The organism is Terrabacter sp. LjRoot27 (assembly GCF_964254175.1).
Classification (GTDB): domain Bacteria; phylum Actinomycetota; class Actinomycetes; order Actinomycetales; family Dermatophilaceae; genus Terrabacter.
Genome location: NZ_CAXUSS020000001.1, coordinates 4,305,348 through 4,325,287, shown reverse-complemented (window position 1 = coordinate 4,325,287; position 19,940 = coordinate 4,305,348). Strand labels below are relative to the sequence as shown.

Sequence of the window (19,940 nt, the reverse complement as noted above, 5' to 3'; positions counted from 1 at the left end):
CGTCGGTGGACCGGACGCGCCCGGCGGGCGCGACCAGCGACGGGAGATGCCCTGGCTTCCGCCGACCGCGTGGTCGGAGGTTCACAGTGGCGGGACCGCTCCGGATTCGCACCGGATTCCTCTCCCAGTCGCCAGCGGCAGTCTGCCACGTCGCCGGGGTGCGGCGCCCGGTGGCTCAGGCCGACTGCGCCTCGGTGTCCGTCTCGGCGTCGGTCGGCAGGATCGAGACGATGGCCCGCCACAGGGCGGTCGACGTCGTCGGCACCAGGGTCGGCCCGTGCTCGTCGGCCTCGACCCGGAGCAGGCCGGCGTCCACGTCGACCCACGCGAGCCGTCGCACGACGGTGCGCTGCCGGGCCTGGAAGGCGATGTCGACGACCGAGAGCTGCCACCGACCGGCACGCACGGCGGCGGAGGCCGGGGGCCACGGGGCGAGCAGGTCGGCGAGGGCCTCGCTGCCGGCGGTGCGGGCTGACGCGGAGTTCGAGGCGAGGTCGTCGAGCAGGGACTCGTCGACGACGGCCGACGTCGCGTCGAGGCGCGGGCGCGCCTGAAGCCTCGTCAGCTGCGCGATGGTCGTCGGCACGAACTCGGTGCTCACGGCCGCGAAGTCGTAGGTGCCGTCGGCGAGGTCGGTGAGCATCGCGCTGACGAAGGCCACCCAGGCCTGGTGGAGGCGGACGCCGTCGGGTCCGGTGACGAGCACCTGGAGCGAGCCGAGCGAGGTCGTGACCGCGGCCAGCGCGTTGCGCAGGACCGGGTGCGGCGCCCCGTCGGCCACGGCACCGGCGTCGCTGAGGCGCTCCACGACGTCCTCGCACGCACCCTCGGGGTCGGTCGCGTACTCGACGAGCGTGATGAAGGCGTCGGCGTCGAGGCGCAGTCGGGTGGTCGTGGCGTCGAACGTCACGCTCATGCGGGCACCAGGCCGTCGGTGCGCATGACGAGGCTCGCCGCGACGGCGTCGAGGACGGGGCCCAGCTGGCCGAGTCGCAGGGTGCCGACCCGTGTGGTGAGGGTGACGCCCGTGCCGTCGACGAGGGTGGTCCACGACTCGGTGGTCACGGACTCGTGGGCCGGGGTCGAGTGGGTCGTGAGACGGCGCAGCCCGGCACGGCCGCCGACCGTGGCGTGCTCGTGGTCGAGGAGGAGGTAGCCGTCGAGCTCCTGCGACTCCCGCTGCTGCGTCGTGCGCTGCCAGTCGGCGAGCGAGCCCTGAACCTCGGCGAACGTGAGGACGACGTTGGTCCGGAAGCGGTCGGAGTCGTCCGGCTCGACGGCGGCGACGACGTCTCCGTCCGGCGAGAGCTCGATCGCGTCCCAGTGCTCGGGCACGGCGAACGACACGCTGCCCCCGCGCGTGCTCATCGTGGTGAGTCGGGGCGTCGGGTCCTGCCCCGCCCCCCGGTGGACGTCAGTCATCTGGGTGTCCTCCCCTGCGTCGCCATCTGGTTGCCAGCCGTCCCCCGACGACGTGCGATAGACATCATGGGGCCGAGACGGGGCGTATCGGGCCGGAACGGTCATAACGAATGTCCTCGGATCGTCGCGCTAGGGTCGCCGCTGTGATCGAGGTTGTCGGCGTGGGTGCGTCCGGGCTGGAGTCCCTCGGCCCGGACGGCCGCCGGCTCGTCGACGAGGCCGAGGTCGTCGTCGGCGGCGAACGCCATCTCGCCATGCTCGATGCCCGTCCCGGCCGTCGCCTCGTGCCCTGGCCGTCGCCGCTGCTCCCGGCCCTGCGGCAGGTGCTCGACGACGCCGGCGCGGATCGCGTCGTCGTGCTCGCGAGCGGAGACCCGCTCGTCTCGGGCATCGGGTCGACCCTCGTGCGCGAGCTCGGTGCGGACGCGGTGCGGATCCATCCGGCCGTGTCGTCGGTCGCCCTCGCGCGAGCCCGGATGTCTTGGGCCGCAGAGGATTCCGACGTCGTCACCCTCGTCGGGCGCGACGTCGACCGGCTCCGCCGCGACCTGGCGCCGCGGGCCCGGCTCGTCGTGCTGACGTCGGGCGACGACGCCCCCGCCCGCATCGCCTCCCTGCTCGTCGAGGAGGGGTATGCGGGCAGCCGCCTCACGGTGCTCGGTGACCTCGGCTCCCCGGACGAGTCCCGCACCGAGGGCGTGGCCGCATCGTGGGACGGCCGTCTCGCCCCTCGGTTGCACCTCGTCTGTATCGAGTGCGACCCCTACCCGGCCCGGAGCGCGAGGTCGCTCGTGCCGGGACTCGGCGAGACGGCATACGACCACGACGGGCAGCTGACGAAGCGCGTCGTGCGCGCGGCCGCGCTGGCCCACCTGGCGCCGCAGCCCGGGGACGTCATGTGGGACCTCGGTGCCGGCGCCGGGTCGGTCGGGATCGAGTTCGCGCGGCATCACCCCCGCAACGAGGTCCACGCCGTCGAGCGCGACCCGGAGCGGGCCGAGCGGGCGCGGCGCAACGCGCGCGCGCTCGGGGTGCCCGGGGTGCAGGTCGTCGAGGCGGCGTCGCTCGACGTCGTCGCCTCATTGCCCCGGCCGGACGCCGTCTTCGTGGGCGGTGGGGCCACCGGCCCGCTGCTCGACGCCTGCTGGGACGCCCTCGCGCCGGGGGGACGGCTCGTCGTCCACGGCGTCACCGTCGAGACCGAGGTCCTGCTCCACGACGTGCGGGCGAGACTCGGTGGCTCGATGACCCGGATCGCCGTCGAGGACCTCGACACCATCGGGTCGCTCCACGGCTGGAAGCCGGCACGGTCGATCGTGCAGTGGTCGGTGGAGAAGCCTGTGCCACCAACGGATTCGGAGACTGACGCATGACGGTCCACTTCATCGGTGCCGGCCCGGGAGCCGCCGACCTGCTGACGCTCCGTGCGGTGCGGCTCGTCGGTGAGTCGCAGGTGTGCCTCTACGCGGGCACCTACATCGGCTCCGAGGTGCTCGCGCACTGCCCCGAAGGGGCCGAGCTCGTCGACACCCAGCACCTCGACCTCGATGCCATCACCGAGCACTGTGTCCGCGCCCACGAAGCCGGTCACGACGTGGCGCGGCTGTGCTCCGGCGACCCGTCGCTCTACTCCGCCGTCGCCGAGCAGACCCGACGGCTCGACCGCGCGGGCGTGCCGTGGGACGTGACCCCCGGCGTGCCCGCGTATGCCGCTGCGGCTGCCCTCATCGGCCGCGAGCTGACGCTGCCCGAGGTCGCCCAGTCGGTCGTGCTGACCCGGGCGCACCGCGACTCGACGCAGATGCCCGAGACCGAGTCGCTCGCCCACTTCGCCCGCTCACGGGCCACGCTCGTGCTGCACCTCGCGATCCGCCGCACGCGTGAGCTGATGGCCTCGCTCGTCGGCGACTACGGCGACGACTGCCCCGTGGTCGTCGTCGCCAACGCCGAGCAGCCCGACCAGCTCGTGCTGCGCGGCACGCTGGCCGACATCGCCGACCAGGTCGAGGCGGCCGGCCTGCGCCAGGCTGCCGTCATCCTCGTCGGCCGCGCGCTCGCGGCCCGGGACACCGACGACTTCGTCGAGTCGCACCTCTACGGCACGCGGATCAGCGGGGCGACGCGAGACACGCGAAACACGCCGGGCGCCTAGGGTCCCCGTGGCGTGCCCGGACGGGCTGTGTCAGGATGCGAGTGCCGCAGTGCACGGGAAGTCGGTGTGATTCCGACGTGGTCCTCGCCACTGTGACCAGGGAGCAAGTCCCCACCATTCGCCACTGGTGACCTCAGGTTGACGCGAGTCCGACGCTGAGTCGCTGGGAAGGCTGGGGAGGCGTGACGATCTGGAAGCCAGGAGACCGGCTGCGGCGCGATCTGTCCACGAGGCATGGAACGAAAGGGTCAATCTGCCATGACCACTGCTGCATCGGCGTCTGCCGTCTCCCCGTCCACCAGCGTCCGCGTCCCCGTCTGGGCGTGGGCCCTTCTCGCGTTCGCGGTCTTCGCGCTCTACTTCGTCTCGCAGGAGAACGGTGCGCTGCTCAGCGCGCCCGCTGCGCAGATGCTCCACGAGCTGACGCACGACGCGCGTCACGCTCTCGGCGTCCCCTGCCACTGAGGTGGGCCTGAGCTTCGGCTCCGTGCTTCGGCGCGGGGTCCTTGCCGGCGTGTCCGCGGGCCTCGCGGCCGCCGTCGTCATCTGGCTCGTCGTCGAGCCGGTCATCCGCCGCGCCCTCGCGGTCGAGGATGCCCGCTCGCTCCATGGCGGGCAGTCCGCACCCACGGGCCTGCCGACGCACGGCGGCGAGGAGCCGCTCGTGTCCCGGGCCGCGCAGGTCGTCGGCGGTGCCGTCACGGCGGTCCTCGTCGGGGTCGCCGTCGGGGTCATCTTCGCCGTCGTCTTCGCCAGGATGCGTGAGCGGCTCCCCGGCCGGGGTGACTTCGGTCGCTCGATGGTGCTCGCCGCGATCGGCTTCGCGTCGGTGAGTCTCCTTCCGGCACTTAAGATCCCGTCGAACCCGCCGGCCGTCGGCGATCCGGAGACGGTCGGGCAGCGCACGATGCTGTATGCCGTCGTCCTCCTCCTCGGGGTCGCGATCGCGCTGCTCGTGCCGGTGCTCGACCAGCGCCTCGCGGCGCGGGGCACGGTGGCGTCCACGCGGTGGGCCGTCGACGTCGTCGCCACCGTGGTGCTCGTCGTGCTCGTGCTGGTCCTCGTGCCGGGCTCGCCCGACGCGGTGCCGGCCGACGTGCCCGCGGCGCTGCTCTGGGACTTCCGGCTCGCGTCGTTGGCGCAGCTCGCGACGATGTGGCTGACCCTCGGCCTCGTCTTCGGACTGCTCCTCGAACGGGTCGCCGCGCCCAAGCGGGCGCTCGCGCCCGTGGCGGCGTGACGGCATACGAGAACGCCTCTGCTGACAGTGATCCCGCGGGCTCGTGCATCGTCCGTGTGTGCCGTGACTGCTGCTGCGGCACGGAACGCAAGCACCCCGGGGTCGACCACGACGGGCTCCTGGCCCGGCTCGAGGTCGGCACCCGGGGGAGTGCCCGCGTGCTGCGGAGCGCGTGCCTGCTGGCGTGCGACGAGTCGAACGTCGTCGTCGTGACACCGTCGGTGCAGGGCCGCCGGGCCGGTGGGCGACCCGTGTGGGTGCGCGCCGTGCTCGACGACGAGGCGGTCGACGCGATCATCGGGTGGGTCGCGCTCGGTGGCCCGGGCGTCGCGGACGTGCCCGCCGGGCTGGAGGAGCAGGTGTTCGCCCCGAGCGGCCTGTCAGTGACGTGGACGGCGGTCTGACGCGGCCCGTCACGAGTCGGCGCGGACGTCCAGTCCCACCTCGACGGTGTCGCCCTCCTGGACGTCCTCGGCGCGGCGGACGGCGACCTTGAGGGGGACGACGTAGCCACCGTCCTTCGGCCACAGCGACGTCGCCCAGCGCGTGCGCCCGATGCGAGCCGTGACCGGGATCATGCCCCAGCCGTAGCTGATGTGGGCGACGTCGTGGAGGGCCCGGGACTCGTCCTCGGGCACGGTGACGAAGTAGTAGGGCGACGGGCCCCGCCACTCCCAGACCTCGGCCGTGAACTCCAGCTCCATGGCCACAGGATGGCACCGATCAGCGGGTGGTTCGCGACACCGACGGCACCTCCTCGCCGGACATGCCAGACCGGGCGCCCTAGTCCTTCGAGACCGTCACCGAGGCGAAGAGGTTGAGTCCCAGCTGTTCCGCCAGGTACTTGGTGACCAGCTGACCGCGCACGCTGTTGCCCGCCACGTCCAGGGGAGGGGAGAACGTGGCCAGGCCACCCTTGCCGGGTGCGACGGTGACGATGCCGCCGCTCACCCCGCTCTTGCCGGGGACCCCGACCTCGTAGAGCCAGTCGCCGGACAGCTCGTACAGGCCGGCTGTCGCCATCACCGCCAGAACACGCCGACACACGCCGCGCCCGACGACCGTCTCTCCGGTCACCGGGTTCACGCCACCGTTGGCGAGCGTGGACGCCATGACCGCGAGGTCGTGGACGTTCACGTCGAGAGAGCACTGGCGGGTGTAGACGTCGGTGGCCTCGTCGGGGTCGAAGTAGAGACGGCCGTAGCTCTGCAGCAGGTGGGCGATGCCTTGGTTGCGCAGGTTGGTGGCGGACTCCGAGGCGTAGACCCTCTCGTTCAGGCTCAGCTCACGGCCGGCGAAGCGCGAGAGGCCGTCCCTGATCCGGTCCCACTTCTCCGCCGCTGTGCTCCCCGGCACCAGACTCGTGGCCGCCATCGCGCCCGCGTTGACCAACGGGTTCATCGTCCTGTCCAGGTTGAGCTCGACCGCCACCAGCGAGTCGAAAGGGAAACCGGTGCTGTTGACCCCGAGCAGGCGGCGCGCGTCGACGCCTCCGACCGCCTCGCAGACCAGCGCGAACACGAACGGCTTCGACACGCTCTGGATCGAGAACGTCCTCTCGACGTCTCCGATCTCGAACGACCTTCCTCGAGCTCCCACCACCGAGATGCCGAACCAGTCCGGCGACGCCTCGGCCAGGACCGGGATGTAGTCGGCCACGGCACCCTCGCGGTTTGCCCGGTACCGCTCGTACGCCTCGGTGACCGCGGCCCTGACGTCGTCCGGTTCCGGCAGCTCACCGGTCGAGATCGACGACCTGGCCGCCTCCTCGTCGAACGGCAGCTGCTCATGCATCGACAGCTTGCTCATGGCGCGCCTCCAACGCTGGATGTGCGAAGCCTATGACACGCCTGGGGCGCCGCCAGGGCCTTCAGATCTCTGGCCCGGGTGCGAGGGCTCGTACGAAAGACTGCTGGACCGCGCGGAGGGCGATCAGCTCTGGCGTGCCTCCCGGTGGTTCCCCCGACGTGTCACTCGGTGGCGGCTCGACGCTGCTCGTCGTCGAAGGCGAGGTGGACGGCTGCCTCCTTGGCGGAGGCGCCGGCGGCGACGGCCGAACGGGTCAGCCCGATGTTGCGCGAGGTGGCGGCCATGGCTGCGGCGACCCGGCCTCGGCCGTAGGTCATCGAGTTTGCGGCCGCGACGCCGAGGCTCGACCCGACCTCGATGGCGTCCTGGTCGGCGCCCATGTAGAGGAACTGCCACGCGTACTCGGAGGTCTGCCGCTCGATGAGCGCCTTGACCTGGGCGTGGGTGAGCTCGCGCGAGGAGTTCTCGTGGCCGTCGGTCATGATGCCGACGATGACGACGCCTGGCCGCTCGTGCTCGGGCAGGGCGGCGAGGCGGCCGCCGGCCTCGCCCAGGAGGCGTCCGATGGAGTCGAGCAGTGCGGTGGACCCGCGTGGTGACAGGGACAGCGGCGGCACGTCGGCCACGGGTACGTCCTGGTAGACCTCCTCGTACCGGTCGTCGAACTGCGCCAGGGTGACCCGGCAGTCGCCGGGCTGGCTGCGCTGCTCGGCGATGAACGCGTCGAAGCCGCCCTCCGTGTCGTCCTTGATCGACTGCATCGACCCGCTGCGGTCGAGCAGGAAGTAGAGGTGCGTGAGGTTCGGGTCTGTCATGGCGTCTCCTTCGTGGTCGGGCTGGGCTGGTGGTCCTCAGGTGCTGCTGCGGCGGGCGCGGAAGCGCAGCGGGGGGTCCGAGGCCTCGGGCGCGACCCGGTGGCGTCCTTCCTCGAGGTCGTAGCGGGCACGCTCGACACCGGCGGCGGTGACACGTCCGGCCTCGGAGCCGTAGGCGCCGAGCAGGCTGGTGCGGGCAAGGCGCGGCCCGACGGCGTTCTCCGACAGGCCGGCCAGGGCGCCGGCAGTCCGGATCGTGCCGCCCTCGGTCACGAGGACCGCCGCCATCGCCTCGTCGACGGCGGACGTCAGGTGCTCCTGGGCGGCTCGCAGAAGCGGCAGCGCGTCGAGGGGGCGGGAGGCGTCGGCACGGTCGAGCGCCTCGCGCGCGGCGTCGATCGTCGTACGCAGGGACTGCTCCGTCTCGGCCGGGAGAGACCGTCGTGCTTCGTCACCCATCCATCCACCCTAGGCGCAGTAACTGCGGCACCGCAAGAGATGAGCCGAACTGGCCGTTCCCTAGGCTTGCGACATGATGCCGGCCCCCACCCCGCGGCTGAGGTTCCGTGAGATGACCGGGGATGACGTGCCCAACGTCGTCATGCTCGACATCGGCGGCTCACGCGGTCCGAGCGGCTGGGTCGAATGGAACCAGCGCAGCTATGCCGCGGAAGCAGCCTCGGCAGTGCGGGATGCTGCTCGGGACTCCGGAGCCGAGCATCTGGTCGCAATCATCCGTCCGAACCATGTCGCGTCCCAACGAGTGGCACTCACGATCGGACTCTCGCTCGAGCGCGAGGTGGAGAAGAACGGTGACCCGGCGCTGATCTTCGGCGGTGACCTGACCTGATCTGCGCCGAAGCGTCACAGGGGCAACGTCTTCCGCGCGGCAAGAGCGGACCTTGGCAACGGAGGCCGCGACGCAGCTCGCGAAGGAGCTGTCCGCAGCCGGGTGGGACAGTCAGGTCTCCTCTGCCAAGACGGGGCTTCTGCGCCGGAAGGTCAGTTGACGTCCAGGCGTCCAGGCTGGTGTCCAGCGTCGACCTCGGCACACTCGACGCGCTGGTGATGGAACTCGATGGCGCCGCTGCAAGGCACGATTCGGAGTTCGACGGCTGGGGAGCGGAGCTCCCGCCCGCATCCACCTGATCAGCGCCTGTCGGCGACACCGCCCATCCGTTCTGCTTGCGCCTTGGTCGGACGTCCCGTCCTCAAGGCGGGATGAGAGCGTCTCCAGCGCGATCCCCTCGCCGCGAGTCACTCAGCTCAGCGAGGGCACGTGATTCGACGGGCCCGTCGTCGTCGTGGGTCTAGCATCGTTGTCAGTCGATGCAGAGCGACGGACAGACGTGGTGGTGCAGCAGGAGGGATTCGAACCGATGACCTCTGTGCGTGTGGTGCCGGCGACTGCCGATAGATGGCCACAACTCGGACGGGTCTTCGGCCCTCGGGAGAAGGACCCCACATCGTGCTGGTGTCAACGCTTTCGTCGGCACGACGAGCCCACAAACCGAGACGCGCTGCAACGTGAGATCCAGCAAACAGATCCTCCGGTCGGTCTGCTGGCCTACCTCGATGACAACGTCGTCGGCTGGACGCGGGCGGTGCCGCGGTCGACGCTGCCTGGGATAGCCGAGCACCGGGCACTATCCCGCATCCTCGATGAAGACCTCGACGCCTGGTGGGTCTCCCGCTTCGTGGTTCGCCGCGAGCACCGGGGCAGCGGCATCGGAGTTGCTCTGCTCGATGCCGCTGTCGACTGGGCGGCGCAGCACGGGGCGTCGGTACTCGACGGCCACCCTGTTGACACCGACGGGCTCGCCCGCATCCCGTCCCCATCCGCAGTCTTCACGGGAACCCTCGTCATGTTCCGGCGGGCGGGGTTTGCCGAGATCGGACGCACCTACCCGACCCGACCGGTGATGAGACGCGATCTCCTGCACCGTTAGCGTGCACGGTGGTGAGATGCGCAGTCCCACTCAAGGCGCACTCATCGGCACGACATCGCGGATCGCGGCAGTCGCGGACATTCGACCGAGCCGCATTCTCGAGGGATGGGCACAGTTGGGGCCGACTCGCGTTGGGCATCCCGACAGGCGCGGACCCTGTCAGGGGGACGGTGTCCAGCACCAGCAGATCTGCCGACGTGCCCGGTGCTCATTCGGGCCACTCCTCGGCAAGGACCGCATAGGTGTAGCCGTCGACCCAGCCGAACTCGGCGTGGAAGGAGTCCTTGACCCCGTGCTGCTCGCGCCGCATCCCCAGCTTCTCCAGCACCCGCCACGACCCGACATTGTCTGCGAAGCAGCCGGCCTGGACCCGGCGCAGCCCCAGCCGGCCGAAAGCATTCGCGAGCGCATCGCGCGCCAGTGCCGTCGCGATGCCCCGGCCCGCGTGGTCCGGGTGCACGAAGTACGAGAGGCGCCCCTCACGGCCGACAAACTCCTCCTCGTGACCCGACTGGCCCATCCCGTCGACGACCCCCAAGGTCGCCTGGCCGACCATCACGCCGTCGAGGACAGCCACGACCCGGTGGTGATCGCGGTCGTCGTATGCCGCCCAGTCGGCGACGTACTCCTCAGTGTCGTCGATGCGCTGCTGCAGGAACCAGCGGGTCACGTCGGGCCGGTGGCGCCAGGTCAGGAACTGCTCGGCGAGCTCGGCCGTGGGGGAGGTGAGCTGGAGGCCCGGGGTCGTCACGTTGGGCGACTCTAGCTCGGCGAGCAGCCGAAGGTCACCGCAAGTCGCGCCGTCGTCGGTGCAGGCCCAGCCGCTGCGCCCCTACCGTGGCGACGGCGTGCCTCGCGAGCCATCGGCTAGAGGGACATGGCCGAGAACCCAGCGCTTGCCGCGACCTCTCATCGGCCGGATGGGACGGTTGGGGCCGCGCGACGTCTGGAGGTCAGCTGACGTATCGGGGTGTCCACACCTGGCCGGTGCCGGTGACACGGGTCCCGGAGGCGCAGACGATGACGAGGCACTTCATGTCGATCGTTGCCGGGTCGAGCTCGGCGAGGGTCGTCACCGTGAGCGACTCCTCGGCTCGGCCGACGTCACGTCCGACGACGACGACGGTCGCGGGGTCGCGCTCCTCGAGGAAGACCTCGCGGGCGCGGGACACCTGCTCGGTCCGGCTGCGTGAGGCGGGGTTGTAGAGGGCGACGACGAGGTCGGCCGACGCCGCCGCCCGCAGACGTTTCTCGATGACGGCCCACGGCTTGAGCCGGTCGGAGAGTGACATGATCGCGAAGTCGCCGCCCAGCGGTGCGCCGGCACGCGCGGCGACGGCCTGCGCGGCGGTGACGCCGGGCAGGACGCGGACGGGCACGTCGGCGTAGCCGTACGTCTCGGCGGCCTCGAAGACGGCGGAGGCCATCCCGAAGACGCCGGCGTCGCCGCCCGAGACGACGGCGACGCGCTCGCCCTTGCGGGCCAGCTCGAGCGCGTCCCGGGCGCGGTCGACCTCGACGCTGTTGCCTGACGCATGGCGCGTCAGACCTTCGCGCTGAGGGACGCGGTTGACGTAGGGCGCGTAGCCGACGACGTGACCGACCTCGGCGAGAGCGGTTGACGCCTCCGGTGTGAGCCAGCGGTCGGGACCCGGGCCCAGGCCGATGACGACGACCTCGCCCCGGACATCCGCCTCCGGGTCTCCTTGCGGGACAGCAGTATCGACGGTGAGTGAGGTCGCCGCACGGCCGGCGGCATCGGCGCGCAGGTCGCGACCGGGGACGACGACCATCGACATGTACGGCACGGTCGACGCGTCGACGTCGGCGACGGGCAGCACGCGCTCGGCGTCGGAGCTGGCCCGTTCGACGTAGCGCGCCTCGTCGAGGCGACCGGCCTGGCGCAGGGCCTCCCGGACGTTCTCGAACGTGCGGCCGAGCTTCATGACGACGGCGGCCTCGGTGTCGGCGAGCCGCCGTGCGAGCTCCGGCACCGGGAGCGTCCCCGGCAGGATCGTCAGCACGTCCTCGTGCCGGCACAGTCCGGTGGCGACGGCGGCCGCCGACCCACTGACCGACGTGACGCCCGGGACGACCGCGGTGTCGTAACGGTCGGCGAGACGGTCGTGGAGGTACATGTACGTGCCGTAGAAGAGCGGGTCGCCCTCGGCCAGGACGACGACGTTGCGACCCGAGTCCAGATGTCCTGCAAGGCGATCGGCTGACTCGTCGTAGAAGTCGGCCATGAGGCCGTGGTAGCCGAGGGGGTGGTCCGTCGTGCCCGTGGTGACGGGGTAGGCGAGAAGCACCTCGACGACTCCCTCACGGAAGTACGAGGCAGCGATGCGGCGCGCGATCGAGTCGCCCCGCGGACCGCTGTGGAAGGCGACGACGTCGGCCTCGCCGATGAGCCGCGCAGCCTTGACCGTGACGAGCTCGGGATCGCCCGGCCCGACGCCGACGCCGCGGAGCCAGCCGGTCACAGCTCCTCCTCGCGGGCGAGCGCGTTGACGGCGGACGCCGCCAGGGCGGAGCCGCCACGCCGACCGTGGACGACGAGCCACGGGATGTCGAAGGGGTTCTCGGCCAGGGCGACCTTCGACTCCGCGGAGCCGATGAAGCCGACCGGGATCCCGACGATGGCAGCCGGGCGCGGTCCGCCGTCGGCGATGGTCTCGAGGAGGTGGAAGAGGGCCGTGGGTGCGTTGCCGATCGCGACGACGGCACCCTGGAGGCGGTCGCCCCAGAGCGAGACGGCGGCCGCGGATCGAGTGGTGCCCCAGGTCTTCGCGAGTGCGGGCACCCGCTCGTCGCGCAGCGTGCAGATGACCTCGTTGTCCCGCGGCAGGCGGGCACGCGTGATCCCGGAGGCGATCATGTGCGCGTCGGTGAGGATCGGGGCGCCGGCCCGCAGCGCTGTCCGCGCGGCCGTGACGAGCCGGGGGTGCACGGCGATGTGCTCGGTGAGGTCGACGTCGCCACTCGCGTGGACCATCCGCACGGCCACGACTCGGGCGTCCTCGGGCAGGTGGTCGAGGCGGGCCTCGGCCCGGATCGTCGCGAACGACCGTCGGTAGATCTCCTCCCCGTCCGTCACGTAGTCGTAGCGCCGCGTCGGCGCCTGCCGTGTCTCGGTGGTCACGTCCATGAGGACTCCTGCTGGGCGATGGTGGACAAGGCGTCATCGGTGGAGCGTGGGGCCAGCACGTCGACGTATGCCGTCGCGGGCGTGCCGCAGCGACGCTCGCACCCGCTCACGTGCACGGGGAGGTGCCCGCCGGGAAGCACGGGGGCGAGGTCGCGGGCCAGGGCTCGGGTGTCCAGGGCGGACCGTGCGCAGCCGGGGAGGCCGGTGCAGGCGTGCAGTCGCGTCCAGGGGGAGTCGGCGCGGGTCACGAGGCCGGCCGCTTCGAGCTCGGCCAGCGCCGCAGCGGCGTTCTCGATGACGAGCGAGCGCCAGGGGGTGACGAGCACGCGATCCGTGACCTGCGCGAGCGTGGCGACGTGGTCGGGTCGAAGCAGACCCAGGGGCACGGCGACGACGGCGTGGTCGCCGACGGCCCCGAGAGGTCGCTCCGGTCGACGCGGCAGGTCGAGCCCGACCGTGGGCTCGGGTCCGAGCGGCGCCGCGAGATCGCCGACGTGCCAGACGGTTTCGTCGCCGCCAGACTGCCGGACGAACTCGTGAGCGAGCGCGAGCAGCCGAGGCACCGCGGCTGCCAGCGGCACCTCCCAGCCCCGCTCCGTGCCCCCGGCCAGCACGACGCAGCGACCCGGGCCGGTGGCGATCAGGCCGAGGTCGAAGGACTCGCCCACGACGTCACCACGTCCGTCGTCGAGGACGAAGAGGAAGCGACCGCCGAGGTGGGCGAGGTCCGGATCGGCGCACAACGCAGCGTCGAGGGTGCGGGTCACGGGACGCACGTCACAGTGCCCGGCGCCGTCGAGACCGGAGAGCGGTGACGCGACGACGTTGCGCACGAGCTCATGGATCGCCGATGGGACGAGCCCGGTCGCCCGGATCGACTCACGGATCCGCGGCGTCAGCGGGTCCGGAAGTCCGCGCAGCTGTAGAGCTCCGCGGGAGGTCAGCTGGATCGACGGATCCAATTGTCCCGCAACGAGGTCCATGAGGGTGGACAGTGCGTCGATGCGCACCGGCTGACCAGCAGGACGGAGCCGCACGATGGAGCCATCGACCGCCACGAAGGGTCGGCTCACACCGGGACAGGCGTCGCCTGCCCGGTGCTCTCGGCTCGACGGGGCGGTCACGCGGCACATGCTAGGCCCGAGCCCCGCGAGTGCAAGACGGCCGTCTCGGGCTAGGGTGGGCCCAGCGTCGTCGACCCAGGAACCCGGTGAGAATCCGGGACGGTCCCGCCACTGTGAGCCGCCACCCGTGAGGGAGGCGGTGAGTCAGGAACTGCCGACAGCGCTTCTCTTTCCTTTCGACCGCGGGGCGTGGACACCCCGCCGAGGAGTTCCAGTGACGCGCATCGCGCTGCTCTCGACGTCTGACACCGACCTGCTGTGTGCCCGCGGGAGCGGCGCCGACTACCTGCTCGCCAACCCGTCACGGCCCGGCCACACCTCGATGGCCGAGGCCATCGAGGCCGCCGACATCGTCGTGGCGCGCATCCTCGGCGGCCCCCAGGACCTCTGCGAGGGCTTCCGCCGGATCCGGGCCACGGACACGCCGATGGTCGTCCTCGGTGGTGAGCAGACGCCGCACGCCGCGCTCATGGAGCTCTCGACGGTCGCGCCCGGCGTCGTCGCCGAGGCCCATCGCTACCTCGCCGAGGGCGGCGCCGCCAACCTCCGGGAGCTGCACGCCTTCCTCGGCGACACGCTCCTCATGACGGGCGAGGGCTTCGAGCCGCCTGTCCCCCTGCCGACGTGGGGAGTCCTCGACCGTCCCGAGCCCGAGCCGGCTGTCGGCGTCCACTCCCGTCCCCGCGTCGGGATCCTCTTCTACCGTGCCCAGTTCGCCGCCGAGAACGTCGCCTACGTCCACGCCCTCGCCGACGCCGTCGACGCCGCCGGCGGCGTCGGAGTCCCCGTGCACGTGTCCTCGCTGCGCGACGCCCCGGCCGACCTGCTCGAGCACCTCACGGCATACGACGTGCTCGTCACGACCGTCCTTGCGGCGGGCGGCACGAAGCCGGGCACCGCCAGTGCCGGCGAGGACGACGAGGCCTGGGACGTGCAGGCGCTGGCGGCTCTCGACGTGCCGATCATCCAGGGCCTCTGCCTGACGTGGAGCCGCGACCAGTGGGACGCGAGCGACGACGGGATGAGCCCGCTCGACGTGGCGACGCAGGTCGCCGTGCCGGAGTTCGACGGTCGCATCATCGGAGGGGTCTTCTCCTTCAAGGAGACCGACGCCGACGGCCTGCCGCACTACGTGCCCGACCCAGAGCGCTGCGCGCGCCTCGCGACGCTGGCCGTCAACCACGCCCGCCTGCGCCACACCCCGCCCGCCGAGCGGCGCATCGCGATCGTCCTCTCGGCGTACCCGTCGAAGCACTCGCGCATCGGCAACGCCGTCGGCCTCGACACCCCCGTCTCGATCATCCGGCTGCTGCGGGCCATGCGCGACGCCGGCTACGACCTCGGCGAGCCGGGCGACATCCCCGGCACCGGACCGCTCGAGCCCGTCGACGGCGAGACGCCCGACACGACCGCGGGCAACGCCCTCATCCACGCGCTCATCGAGGCCGGTGGGCAGGACGAGGACTGGCTGACCCAGGAGCAGCTGAGCGGCCAGCCGGTGCGCATCCCGGCCGCCCGCTACCGCGAGCACTTCGACGCGCTGCCCGACGAGCTGCGCACCGCCGTCGCGAAGCACTGGGGCGAGGCGCCCGGCGAGGTCTTCGTCGACCGTCACACCGACCCCGACGGCGAGCTCGTCGCGGCGAGCATCCGCGCCGGCAACGTCGTCGTCCTCGTCCAGCCCCCGCGCGGCTTCGGCGAGAACCCGATCGCGATCTACCACGACCCAGACCTGCCGCCGACACACCACTACCTCGCCGTCTACGACTGGCTCGCAAGGGAGTTCGGCGCCCACGCCGTCGTCCACATGGGCAAGCACGGCAACCTCGAGTGGCTTCCCGGCAAGAACCTCGCGCTGTCCGCAGCGTGCGGGCCCGACGCGACGATCGGCGGGATCCCCCTCGTCTACCCCTTCCTCGTCAACGACCCCGGCGAGGGCAGCCAGGCCAAGCGCCGCGCCCACGCGACGATCGTCGACCACCTCGTGCCGCCGATGGCGCGCGCCGAGTCCTACGGCGACATCGCCCGACTCGAGCAGCTCCTCGACGAGTACGGCAACGTGTCCGTCATGGACCCGGCGAAGGCGCCGGCGCTGCGGGCCGAGATCTGGACCCTCATCCAGTCCGCGCAGATGCACCACGACCTCGGTCTCGACGAGCGCCCCGGCGACGACGAGTTCGACGAGTTCGTCATGCACGTCGACGGCTGGCTCTGCGAGGTCAAGGACGTCCAGATCCGGGACGGCCTCCACGTCCTTGGCGAGGCCCCCACGGGGGAGGGCCTCGCCAACCTCGTGCTCGCGATCCTGCGGGCCAACCAGGTGTTCGCCGGCGCGGTCGGCGCGGTGCCTGGACTGCGGACGGCGCTCGGCCTGAGTGAGGGGCACGCCGAGCGCTCGTCCGTGGACGATGCCGAGGAGCAGGCGAGCGCGCTCGTCGCCGCTCTCGCCGAAGCCGGCTGGGACGAGGCCGCCGTGCCCGGCATCGTGCGCGACCGGCTGGGTCCCGACCCGCAGGTCGACACCGATGGCGTATGCCGTTCGCTGGCCTTCGCGTGCCGAGAGGTCGTCCCGCGGCTGCGCGCCACGACGGGCGAGATCGACGCGGTGCTCCATGCGCTCGACGGCGGCTACGTGCCGGCCGGTCCGTCGGGGTCGCCCCTGCGTGGCCTCGTCAACGTGCTGCCGACCGGCCGCAACTTCTACTCCGTCGACCCCAAGGCGATCCCGAGCCGACTCGCCTGGGAGACGGGGCAGCTCCTCGCCGACGACCTGCTCGCCCGGCACCGCGCCGACACGGGCGAGTGGCCACGCTCGGTCGGCCTCTCGGTGTGGGGCACGTCGGCGATGCGCACGTCGGGCGACGACATCGCCGAGGTGCTCGCGCTCCTCGGCGTGCGGCCCCGCTGGGACGAGATGTCGCGCCGGGTCGTCGGCCTCGACGCGATCCCGCTCGCCGAGCTCGGTCGCCCACGCATCGACGTCACGGTCCGCATCTCCGGCTTCTTCCGCGACGCCTTCCCGCACGTCATCGCGATGCTCGACGACGCCGTGCAGCTCGTCGCCGACCTCGACGAGTCACCCGACGACAACTACCTCCGGGCGCACGTCGCGGGCGACCTCGCCGAGCACGGCGACGCCCGCCGCGCGACGACCCGGATCTTCGGCAGCAAGCCCGGCTCCTACGGCGCCGGCATCCTCCCGCTCATCGAGTCGGGCAACTGGCGCTCGGACGCCGACCTCGCGGAGGTGTACGCGACGTGGGGCGGCTTCGCCTACGGGCGCGAGCTGGACGGCATACCTGCTCGGGCCGACATGGAGCGCACGTACGCGCGGATGGACGTCGCCGCGAAGAACATCGACACGCGCGAGCACGACATCGCCGACAGCGACGACTACTTCCAGTACCACGGCGGCATGGTCGCGACGGTGCGCGCGCTCACCGGGCGCGAGCCCAAGGCGTACGTCGGCGACTCGACGACGCCGGACTCGGTGCGCACCCGCAGCCTCACCGAGGAGACGGCGCGCGTCTTCCGCGCGCGCGTCGTCAACCCGCGCTGGATCGCGGCGATGCGGCGGCACGGTTACAAGGGCGCCTTCGAGCTCGCGGCGACCGTCGACTACCTCTACGGCTTCGACGCGACGGCCGGCGTCGTGACGGACTGGATGTACGAGCAGCTGGCCCAGACGTACGTGCTCGACAAGGAGAACCGCGACTTCCTCCAGCACGCGAACCCATGGGCGCTGCACGGGATGATCGAGCGGCTGCACGAGGCCGTCGACCGCGGGCTCTGGGAGGAGCCGGACCCCGGGCTCCTCGCGGACCTGCAGCAGGTCTACCTCGACGTCGAGGGCGACCTCGAGGACTGACCTGGCCGGCTCGACCTGCGGCGGGCCCGGCGGGGACGTCGGCCGTGCCCGCGTCGGGCGGTCCCGAGCGTCGGGGGTCAGAACTGCAGGCCGCGCATGTCGTGCTCGACGACGTCGATGTCGCCGCACCGCTTGCAGGTCAGGATCGTGCGTCCCTTCAGCTTCAACCGCGTGTAGCGGTGGCCGAGGATGAGGCACTTGAGGTTTCGTCGCGCCATCCTCCGAGTCTCCTCCGGCGGCGCCGTTGCGGCAGCGAATCGCGCTAGCTGAGTATGCCGTGGGCGGCGTTCCAGCGCCGTGCGCCCTGGTAGGCGTCGACCATGCCCCAGACCCAGAAGCCGAGCACCCCGACGATCCCGACGAGGACGATCACGAACAGCCAGCTCACGAAGTAGCCGATGAGGATCCCGACCCCCTTGGCGACATCACCGTTGATCATGCTGCCGAGACCGGGCATGAAGAAGGACGCGAGGACGGCGACGGCCGGGTTCTTCGGGGCGACCTGCGTGTAGTAGACCGGTGTGCCGGCCGGGGCGGCCGGACCGGATGGGCGCGACGGGGGCGGCCAGTCGGCGTGTCCCCACGGCGCGTTCGCGGGGCTGTGGGGCAGCCCGTGGGCGTCCGTCGCCGCCACCGGCGGGTCCATGGGCGGGCGGGTGTGGGGTGTCCAGGCGCGACCGTCCCAGTAGCGCTCGCCCTCACCGGCCGGGTACCAGCCGGGGGGAGCAAAAGGTCCCTCGTTCATGCTCGAGCTCCTCAGCATCGTGAGAGTCCGAGCGTATGTCGGGACGCGCCCACGTCTGCGCGTTTTGTCAGGGAGCGAAGGGCGTCAGGCAGAACGGGTGGCCGGCGGGGTCGAGCAGCACGCGCCAGCGGTCGTCGGGCTGCGGGTCCGCACGGCGTGCCCCGAGGCGCACGGCGCGCTGGGTCTGGGCGTCGAGGTCCTCGACGTCGACGGTGACGTCGAGGTGCACGATCGAGTGGTCGGGCCACGTCGGCTCGTGATGGTCCCCGACCGCCTGGGCCACGAGGACCAGGCCGCCGACGTCGACGGCGGAGGCGCCGTCGTGCGACCAGAGCACGGTGCCGTCGAAGAGCTCTGCGTAGAACGCCGCGAGCGCCCCATGGTCGGCGCAGTCGAGCGACACGGCGCTGACCCGAAGGGGGCGTGGCCGGTCCGTCATGACTTCTCCTCGTCGGTCGGCGCAGCCTCGGGGAGGACGGGCTGGTCGGTGGGGTAGAGGCCGACGGCGAGGCCGTAGACCGTGTCGCCGGAGCGCGGCAGGGCGGTGAACTCGCGCACGAGCCCCTCGACGCGGCGCCAGAACTCCGACGCGCTCTCCCTCGGGATCCGGACGTGCCGGAGCGTCGAGTAGAGCGTGTCGTCCTCGTGGGCAGGCACCGACTCGGCAGCGGCGACCGAGAGACCGTTGACGCAGACGGGGACCGTCGGGTCGCCGGGGTGGCGGGCGACGCCGATGGTGATGGTGCGCCCGGTGCGTCCGTAGTAGCGCTCGTCGATGGCGCGCACGCGGCGGGTCCGCACGACCCGCAGCATCCCGGCGTCGACGAGCACGCCGACGTGGTGGGCGACGGTGCTCTTGGGCCGGCCGACGGCGGCGGCCAGCTCGGCCACGGTGGCCGCCCGCTCGAGCACGAGGTCGAGGAGCGAGGAGCGCAGCGGGTCGGCGATCGCCCGCAGCTGGGCAGGTGTCGTCAGCTCCACCGCGTCGGGGAGCTCGTAGTCAGGCAGCTGCGGGCTATTGATCGACATTGTTGGATCAGTCTAGATTGTTGGATCAACAGCAGGGAAACCATCGAGCACAGGAGCAAGCATGGCCGACGTCCTCCTCCTCCACCACGCCCAGGGCCAGACCCCGGGCTTCCTCGCCTTCGCCGACGCCCTGCGCGCCGCGGGCCACACCGTCCACACGCCCGACCTCTACGGCGGGGAGAGCTTCGCGACCCTCGACGAGGGGATGGCCAGGGCGCGGTCGATCGGCTTCGGAGCCCTCCAGGAGCAGGGAGTGGCCGCGGCCGACGGCCTGCCCGACGACCTCGTCTACGCCGGCTTCTCCCTCGGGGTCATGGCGGTGCAGCGGCTCGCCCAGACCCGACCGGGTGCACGCGGCGCGATCCTGCTCGACTCGGCCATCCCGCTCGGCGAGTTCGCGCCCGACTGGCCCGCCGGCGTCCCCGTCCAGATCCACGGCGGCGAGGCCGACGAGTTCTTCATGGACGAGGGTGACGTCGACGCGGCCCGCGCCGTCGTCGCGGCGGCCGAGGACGGCGAGCTCTTCACGTATGCCGGCTGCGGCCACCTCTTCGCCGACGCGAGCTCGACGGCCTACGACCCCGAGGCAGCCGCCCTCGTGCAGCAGCGCGTCCTCGACTTCCTCGACCGGGTCTGAGG

General features: G+C 71.9%; 23 protein-coding genes and 3 riboswitches. Of the genes, 9 read left to right on the top strand and 14 right to left on the bottom strand.

Annotation, left to right across the window (positions count from 1 at the left end; all coding sequences use genetic code 11):
• Positions 1–24: 24 nt before the first annotated feature.
• Positions 25–145, bottom strand: a riboswitch (cobalamin riboswitch).
• A 30-nt stretch (positions 146–175) separates the two neighbouring features.
• Together ACSQ2D_RS19940 and ACSQ2D_RS19935 are read right to left on the bottom strand one after the other, a co-directional pair.
• Positions 176–916, bottom strand: coding sequence for a hypothetical protein (locus tag ACSQ2D_RS19940; protein WP_435987650.1), 741 nt, complete (start codon positions 914–916; stop codon positions 176–178).
• Complete coding sequence (locus tag ACSQ2D_RS19935; protein WP_435987649.1) at positions 913–1,422, bottom strand: hypothetical protein; 510 nt, start codon at positions 1,420–1,422, stop codon at positions 913–915. The genes ACSQ2D_RS19940 and ACSQ2D_RS19935 overlap by 4 nt, the downstream gene beginning before the upstream one ends.
• Positions 1,423–1,565: 143 nt before the next feature.
• On the opposite strand from ACSQ2D_RS19935, the gene cbiE reads away from it, so the two are divergent.
• The 5 genes from cbiE (at position 1,566) to ACSQ2D_RS19910 (ending at position 5,218) form a co-directional block, all read left to right on the top strand.
• Positions 1,566–2,795 carry a precorrin-6y C5,15-methyltransferase (decarboxylating) subunit CbiE gene (cbiE, locus tag ACSQ2D_RS19930; RefSeq protein ID WP_435987648.1) on the top strand — a complete coding sequence of 410 codons (1,230 nt, stop codon included), beginning with the start codon at positions 1,566–1,568 and terminating at the stop codon, positions 2,793–2,795.
• Positions 2,792–3,574: a cobalt-precorrin-4/precorrin-4 C(11)-methyltransferase gene (locus ACSQ2D_RS19925; protein WP_435987647.1), complete on the top strand. Its 783-nt coding sequence runs from the start codon at positions 2,792–2,794 to the stop codon at positions 3,572–3,574. Before cbiE ends, ACSQ2D_RS19925 begins: the two co-directional genes overlap by 4 nt.
• 30 nt (positions 3,575–3,604) lie before the next feature.
• Positions 3,605–3,802: riboswitch (cobalamin riboswitch) on the top strand.
• A gap of 30 nt (positions 3,803–3,832) precedes the next feature.
• Positions 3,833–4,039: a CbtB domain-containing protein gene (locus ACSQ2D_RS19920; protein WP_020143588.1), complete on the top strand. Its 207-nt coding sequence runs from the start codon at positions 3,833–3,835 to the stop codon at positions 4,037–4,039.
• Position 4,040: 1 nt separating this feature from the next.
• On the top strand, positions 4,041–4,814 hold the full coding sequence (locus ACSQ2D_RS19915) for a CbtA family protein (RefSeq protein WP_435987646.1): 774 nt from the start codon (positions 4,041–4,043) through the stop codon (positions 4,812–4,814).
• The gene (locus ACSQ2D_RS19910) at positions 4,811–5,218 is read left to right on the top strand and encodes a hypothetical protein (RefSeq protein WP_435987645.1); all 408 of its coding nucleotides are present in this window, start codon (positions 4,811–4,813) and stop codon (positions 5,216–5,218) included. The genes ACSQ2D_RS19915 and ACSQ2D_RS19910 overlap by 4 nt, the downstream gene beginning before the upstream one ends.
• 9 nt (positions 5,219–5,227) lie before the next feature.
• On the opposite strand, the gene ACSQ2D_RS19905 is transcribed toward ACSQ2D_RS19910, so the two are convergent.
• The 4 genes from ACSQ2D_RS19905 to ACSQ2D_RS19890 form a co-directional block, all read right to left on the bottom strand.
• Complete coding sequence (locus ACSQ2D_RS19905; RefSeq protein WP_435987644.1) at positions 5,228–5,518, bottom strand: DUF1905 domain-containing protein; 291 nt, start codon at positions 5,516–5,518, stop codon at positions 5,228–5,230.
• A 79-nt stretch (positions 5,519–5,597) separates the two neighbouring features.
• Positions 5,598–6,623, bottom strand: coding sequence for a glutaminase A (glsA, locus tag ACSQ2D_RS19900; RefSeq protein ID WP_435987643.1), 1,026 nt, complete (start codon positions 6,621–6,623; stop codon positions 5,598–5,600).
• Positions 6,624–6,784: 161 nt separating this feature from the next.
• Positions 6,785–7,438, bottom strand: a complete 654-nt coding sequence (locus ACSQ2D_RS19895) for a VWA domain-containing protein (RefSeq protein WP_435987642.1) — start codon at positions 7,436–7,438, stop codon at positions 6,785–6,787.
• A 36-nt stretch (positions 7,439–7,474) separates the two neighbouring features.
• Complete coding sequence (locus ACSQ2D_RS19890; protein ID WP_435987641.1) at positions 7,475–7,897, bottom strand: hypothetical protein; 423 nt, start codon at positions 7,895–7,897, stop codon at positions 7,475–7,477.
• A 112-nt stretch (positions 7,898–8,009) separates the two neighbouring features.
• On the opposite strand from ACSQ2D_RS19890, the gene ACSQ2D_RS19885 reads away from it, so the two are divergent.
• Complete coding sequence (locus ACSQ2D_RS19885) at positions 8,010–8,288, top strand: GNAT family N-acetyltransferase (protein WP_435987640.1); 279 nt, start codon at positions 8,010–8,012, stop codon at positions 8,286–8,288.
• Positions 8,289–8,787: 499 nt separating this feature from the next.
• Positions 8,788–9,387 carry a GNAT family N-acetyltransferase gene (locus ACSQ2D_RS19880; protein ID WP_435987639.1) on the top strand — a complete coding sequence of 200 codons (600 nt, stop codon included), beginning with the start codon at positions 8,788–8,790 and terminating at the stop codon, positions 9,385–9,387.
• 208 nt (positions 9,388–9,595) lie between these two features.
• On the opposite strand, the gene ACSQ2D_RS19875 is transcribed toward ACSQ2D_RS19880, so the two are convergent.
• The 4 genes from ACSQ2D_RS19875 to ACSQ2D_RS19860 all read right to left on the bottom strand — a co-directional run bounded on the left by ACSQ2D_RS19875 (position 9,596) and on the right by ACSQ2D_RS19860 (position 13,668).
• Complete coding sequence (locus tag ACSQ2D_RS19875) at positions 9,596–10,138, bottom strand: GNAT family N-acetyltransferase (RefSeq protein ID WP_435987638.1); 543 nt, start codon at positions 10,136–10,138, stop codon at positions 9,596–9,598.
• A 202-nt stretch (positions 10,139–10,340) separates the two neighbouring features.
• The gene (locus ACSQ2D_RS19870) at positions 10,341–11,870 is read right to left on the bottom strand and encodes a precorrin-2 C(20)-methyltransferase (protein ID WP_435987637.1); all 1,530 of its coding nucleotides are present in this window, start codon (positions 11,868–11,870) and stop codon (positions 10,341–10,343) included.
• Positions 11,867–12,535 (bottom strand): precorrin-8X methylmutase, encoded by a 669-nt coding sequence (locus tag ACSQ2D_RS19865; protein ID WP_435987636.1) that lies wholly within the window; start codon positions 12,533–12,535, stop codon positions 11,867–11,869. The genes ACSQ2D_RS19870 and ACSQ2D_RS19865 overlap by 4 nt, the downstream gene beginning before the upstream one ends.
• Entirely contained in the window at positions 12,526–13,668 is a 1,143-nt protein-coding gene (locus tag ACSQ2D_RS19860; protein WP_435987635.1) for a precorrin-3B synthase, read from the bottom strand. Before ACSQ2D_RS19860 ends, ACSQ2D_RS19865 begins: the two co-directional genes overlap by 10 nt.
• Positions 13,669–13,688: 20 nt before the next feature.
• Positions 13,689–13,832: riboswitch (cobalamin riboswitch) on the top strand.
• 41 nt (positions 13,833–13,873) lie between these two features.
• Between ACSQ2D_RS19860 and cobN the strand changes: the two genes are divergently transcribed.
• Positions 13,874–17,527: a cobaltochelatase subunit CobN gene (cobN, locus tag ACSQ2D_RS19855; protein ID WP_435987634.1), complete on the top strand. Its 3,654-nt coding sequence runs from the start codon at positions 13,874–13,876 to the stop codon at positions 17,525–17,527.
• Positions 17,528–17,604: 77 nt separating this feature from the next.
• Here cobN and ACSQ2D_RS19850 read toward each other — a convergent pair whose 3' ends face one another.
• From ACSQ2D_RS19850 to ACSQ2D_RS19835, 4 genes are all read right to left on the bottom strand, one after another.
• Positions 17,605–17,745 carry a hypothetical protein gene (locus ACSQ2D_RS19850; protein WP_435987633.1) on the bottom strand — a complete coding sequence of 47 codons (141 nt, stop codon included), beginning with the start codon at positions 17,743–17,745 and terminating at the stop codon, positions 17,605–17,607.
• A gap of 44 nt (positions 17,746–17,789) precedes the next feature.
• The gene (locus tag ACSQ2D_RS19845) at positions 17,790–18,272 is read right to left on the bottom strand and encodes a DUF2510 domain-containing protein (RefSeq protein WP_435987632.1); all 483 of its coding nucleotides are present in this window, start codon (positions 18,270–18,272) and stop codon (positions 17,790–17,792) included.
• 67 nt (positions 18,273–18,339) lie between these two features.
• Positions 18,340–18,711: a VOC family protein gene (locus ACSQ2D_RS19840; RefSeq protein WP_435987631.1), complete on the bottom strand. Its 372-nt coding sequence runs from the start codon at positions 18,709–18,711 to the stop codon at positions 18,340–18,342.
• On the bottom strand, positions 18,708–19,301 hold the full coding sequence (locus ACSQ2D_RS19835; RefSeq protein ID WP_435987630.1) for a helix-turn-helix domain-containing protein: 594 nt from the start codon (positions 19,299–19,301) through the stop codon (positions 18,708–18,710). Before ACSQ2D_RS19835 ends, ACSQ2D_RS19840 begins: the two co-directional genes overlap by 4 nt.
• Before the next feature lie 61 nt (positions 19,302–19,362).
• Between ACSQ2D_RS19835 and ACSQ2D_RS19830 the strand changes: the two genes are divergently transcribed.
• Positions 19,363–19,938, top strand: a complete 576-nt coding sequence (locus ACSQ2D_RS19830) for a dienelactone hydrolase family protein (RefSeq protein WP_435987629.1) — start codon at positions 19,363–19,365, stop codon at positions 19,936–19,938.
• Positions 19,939–19,940 lie beyond the last annotated feature (2 nt).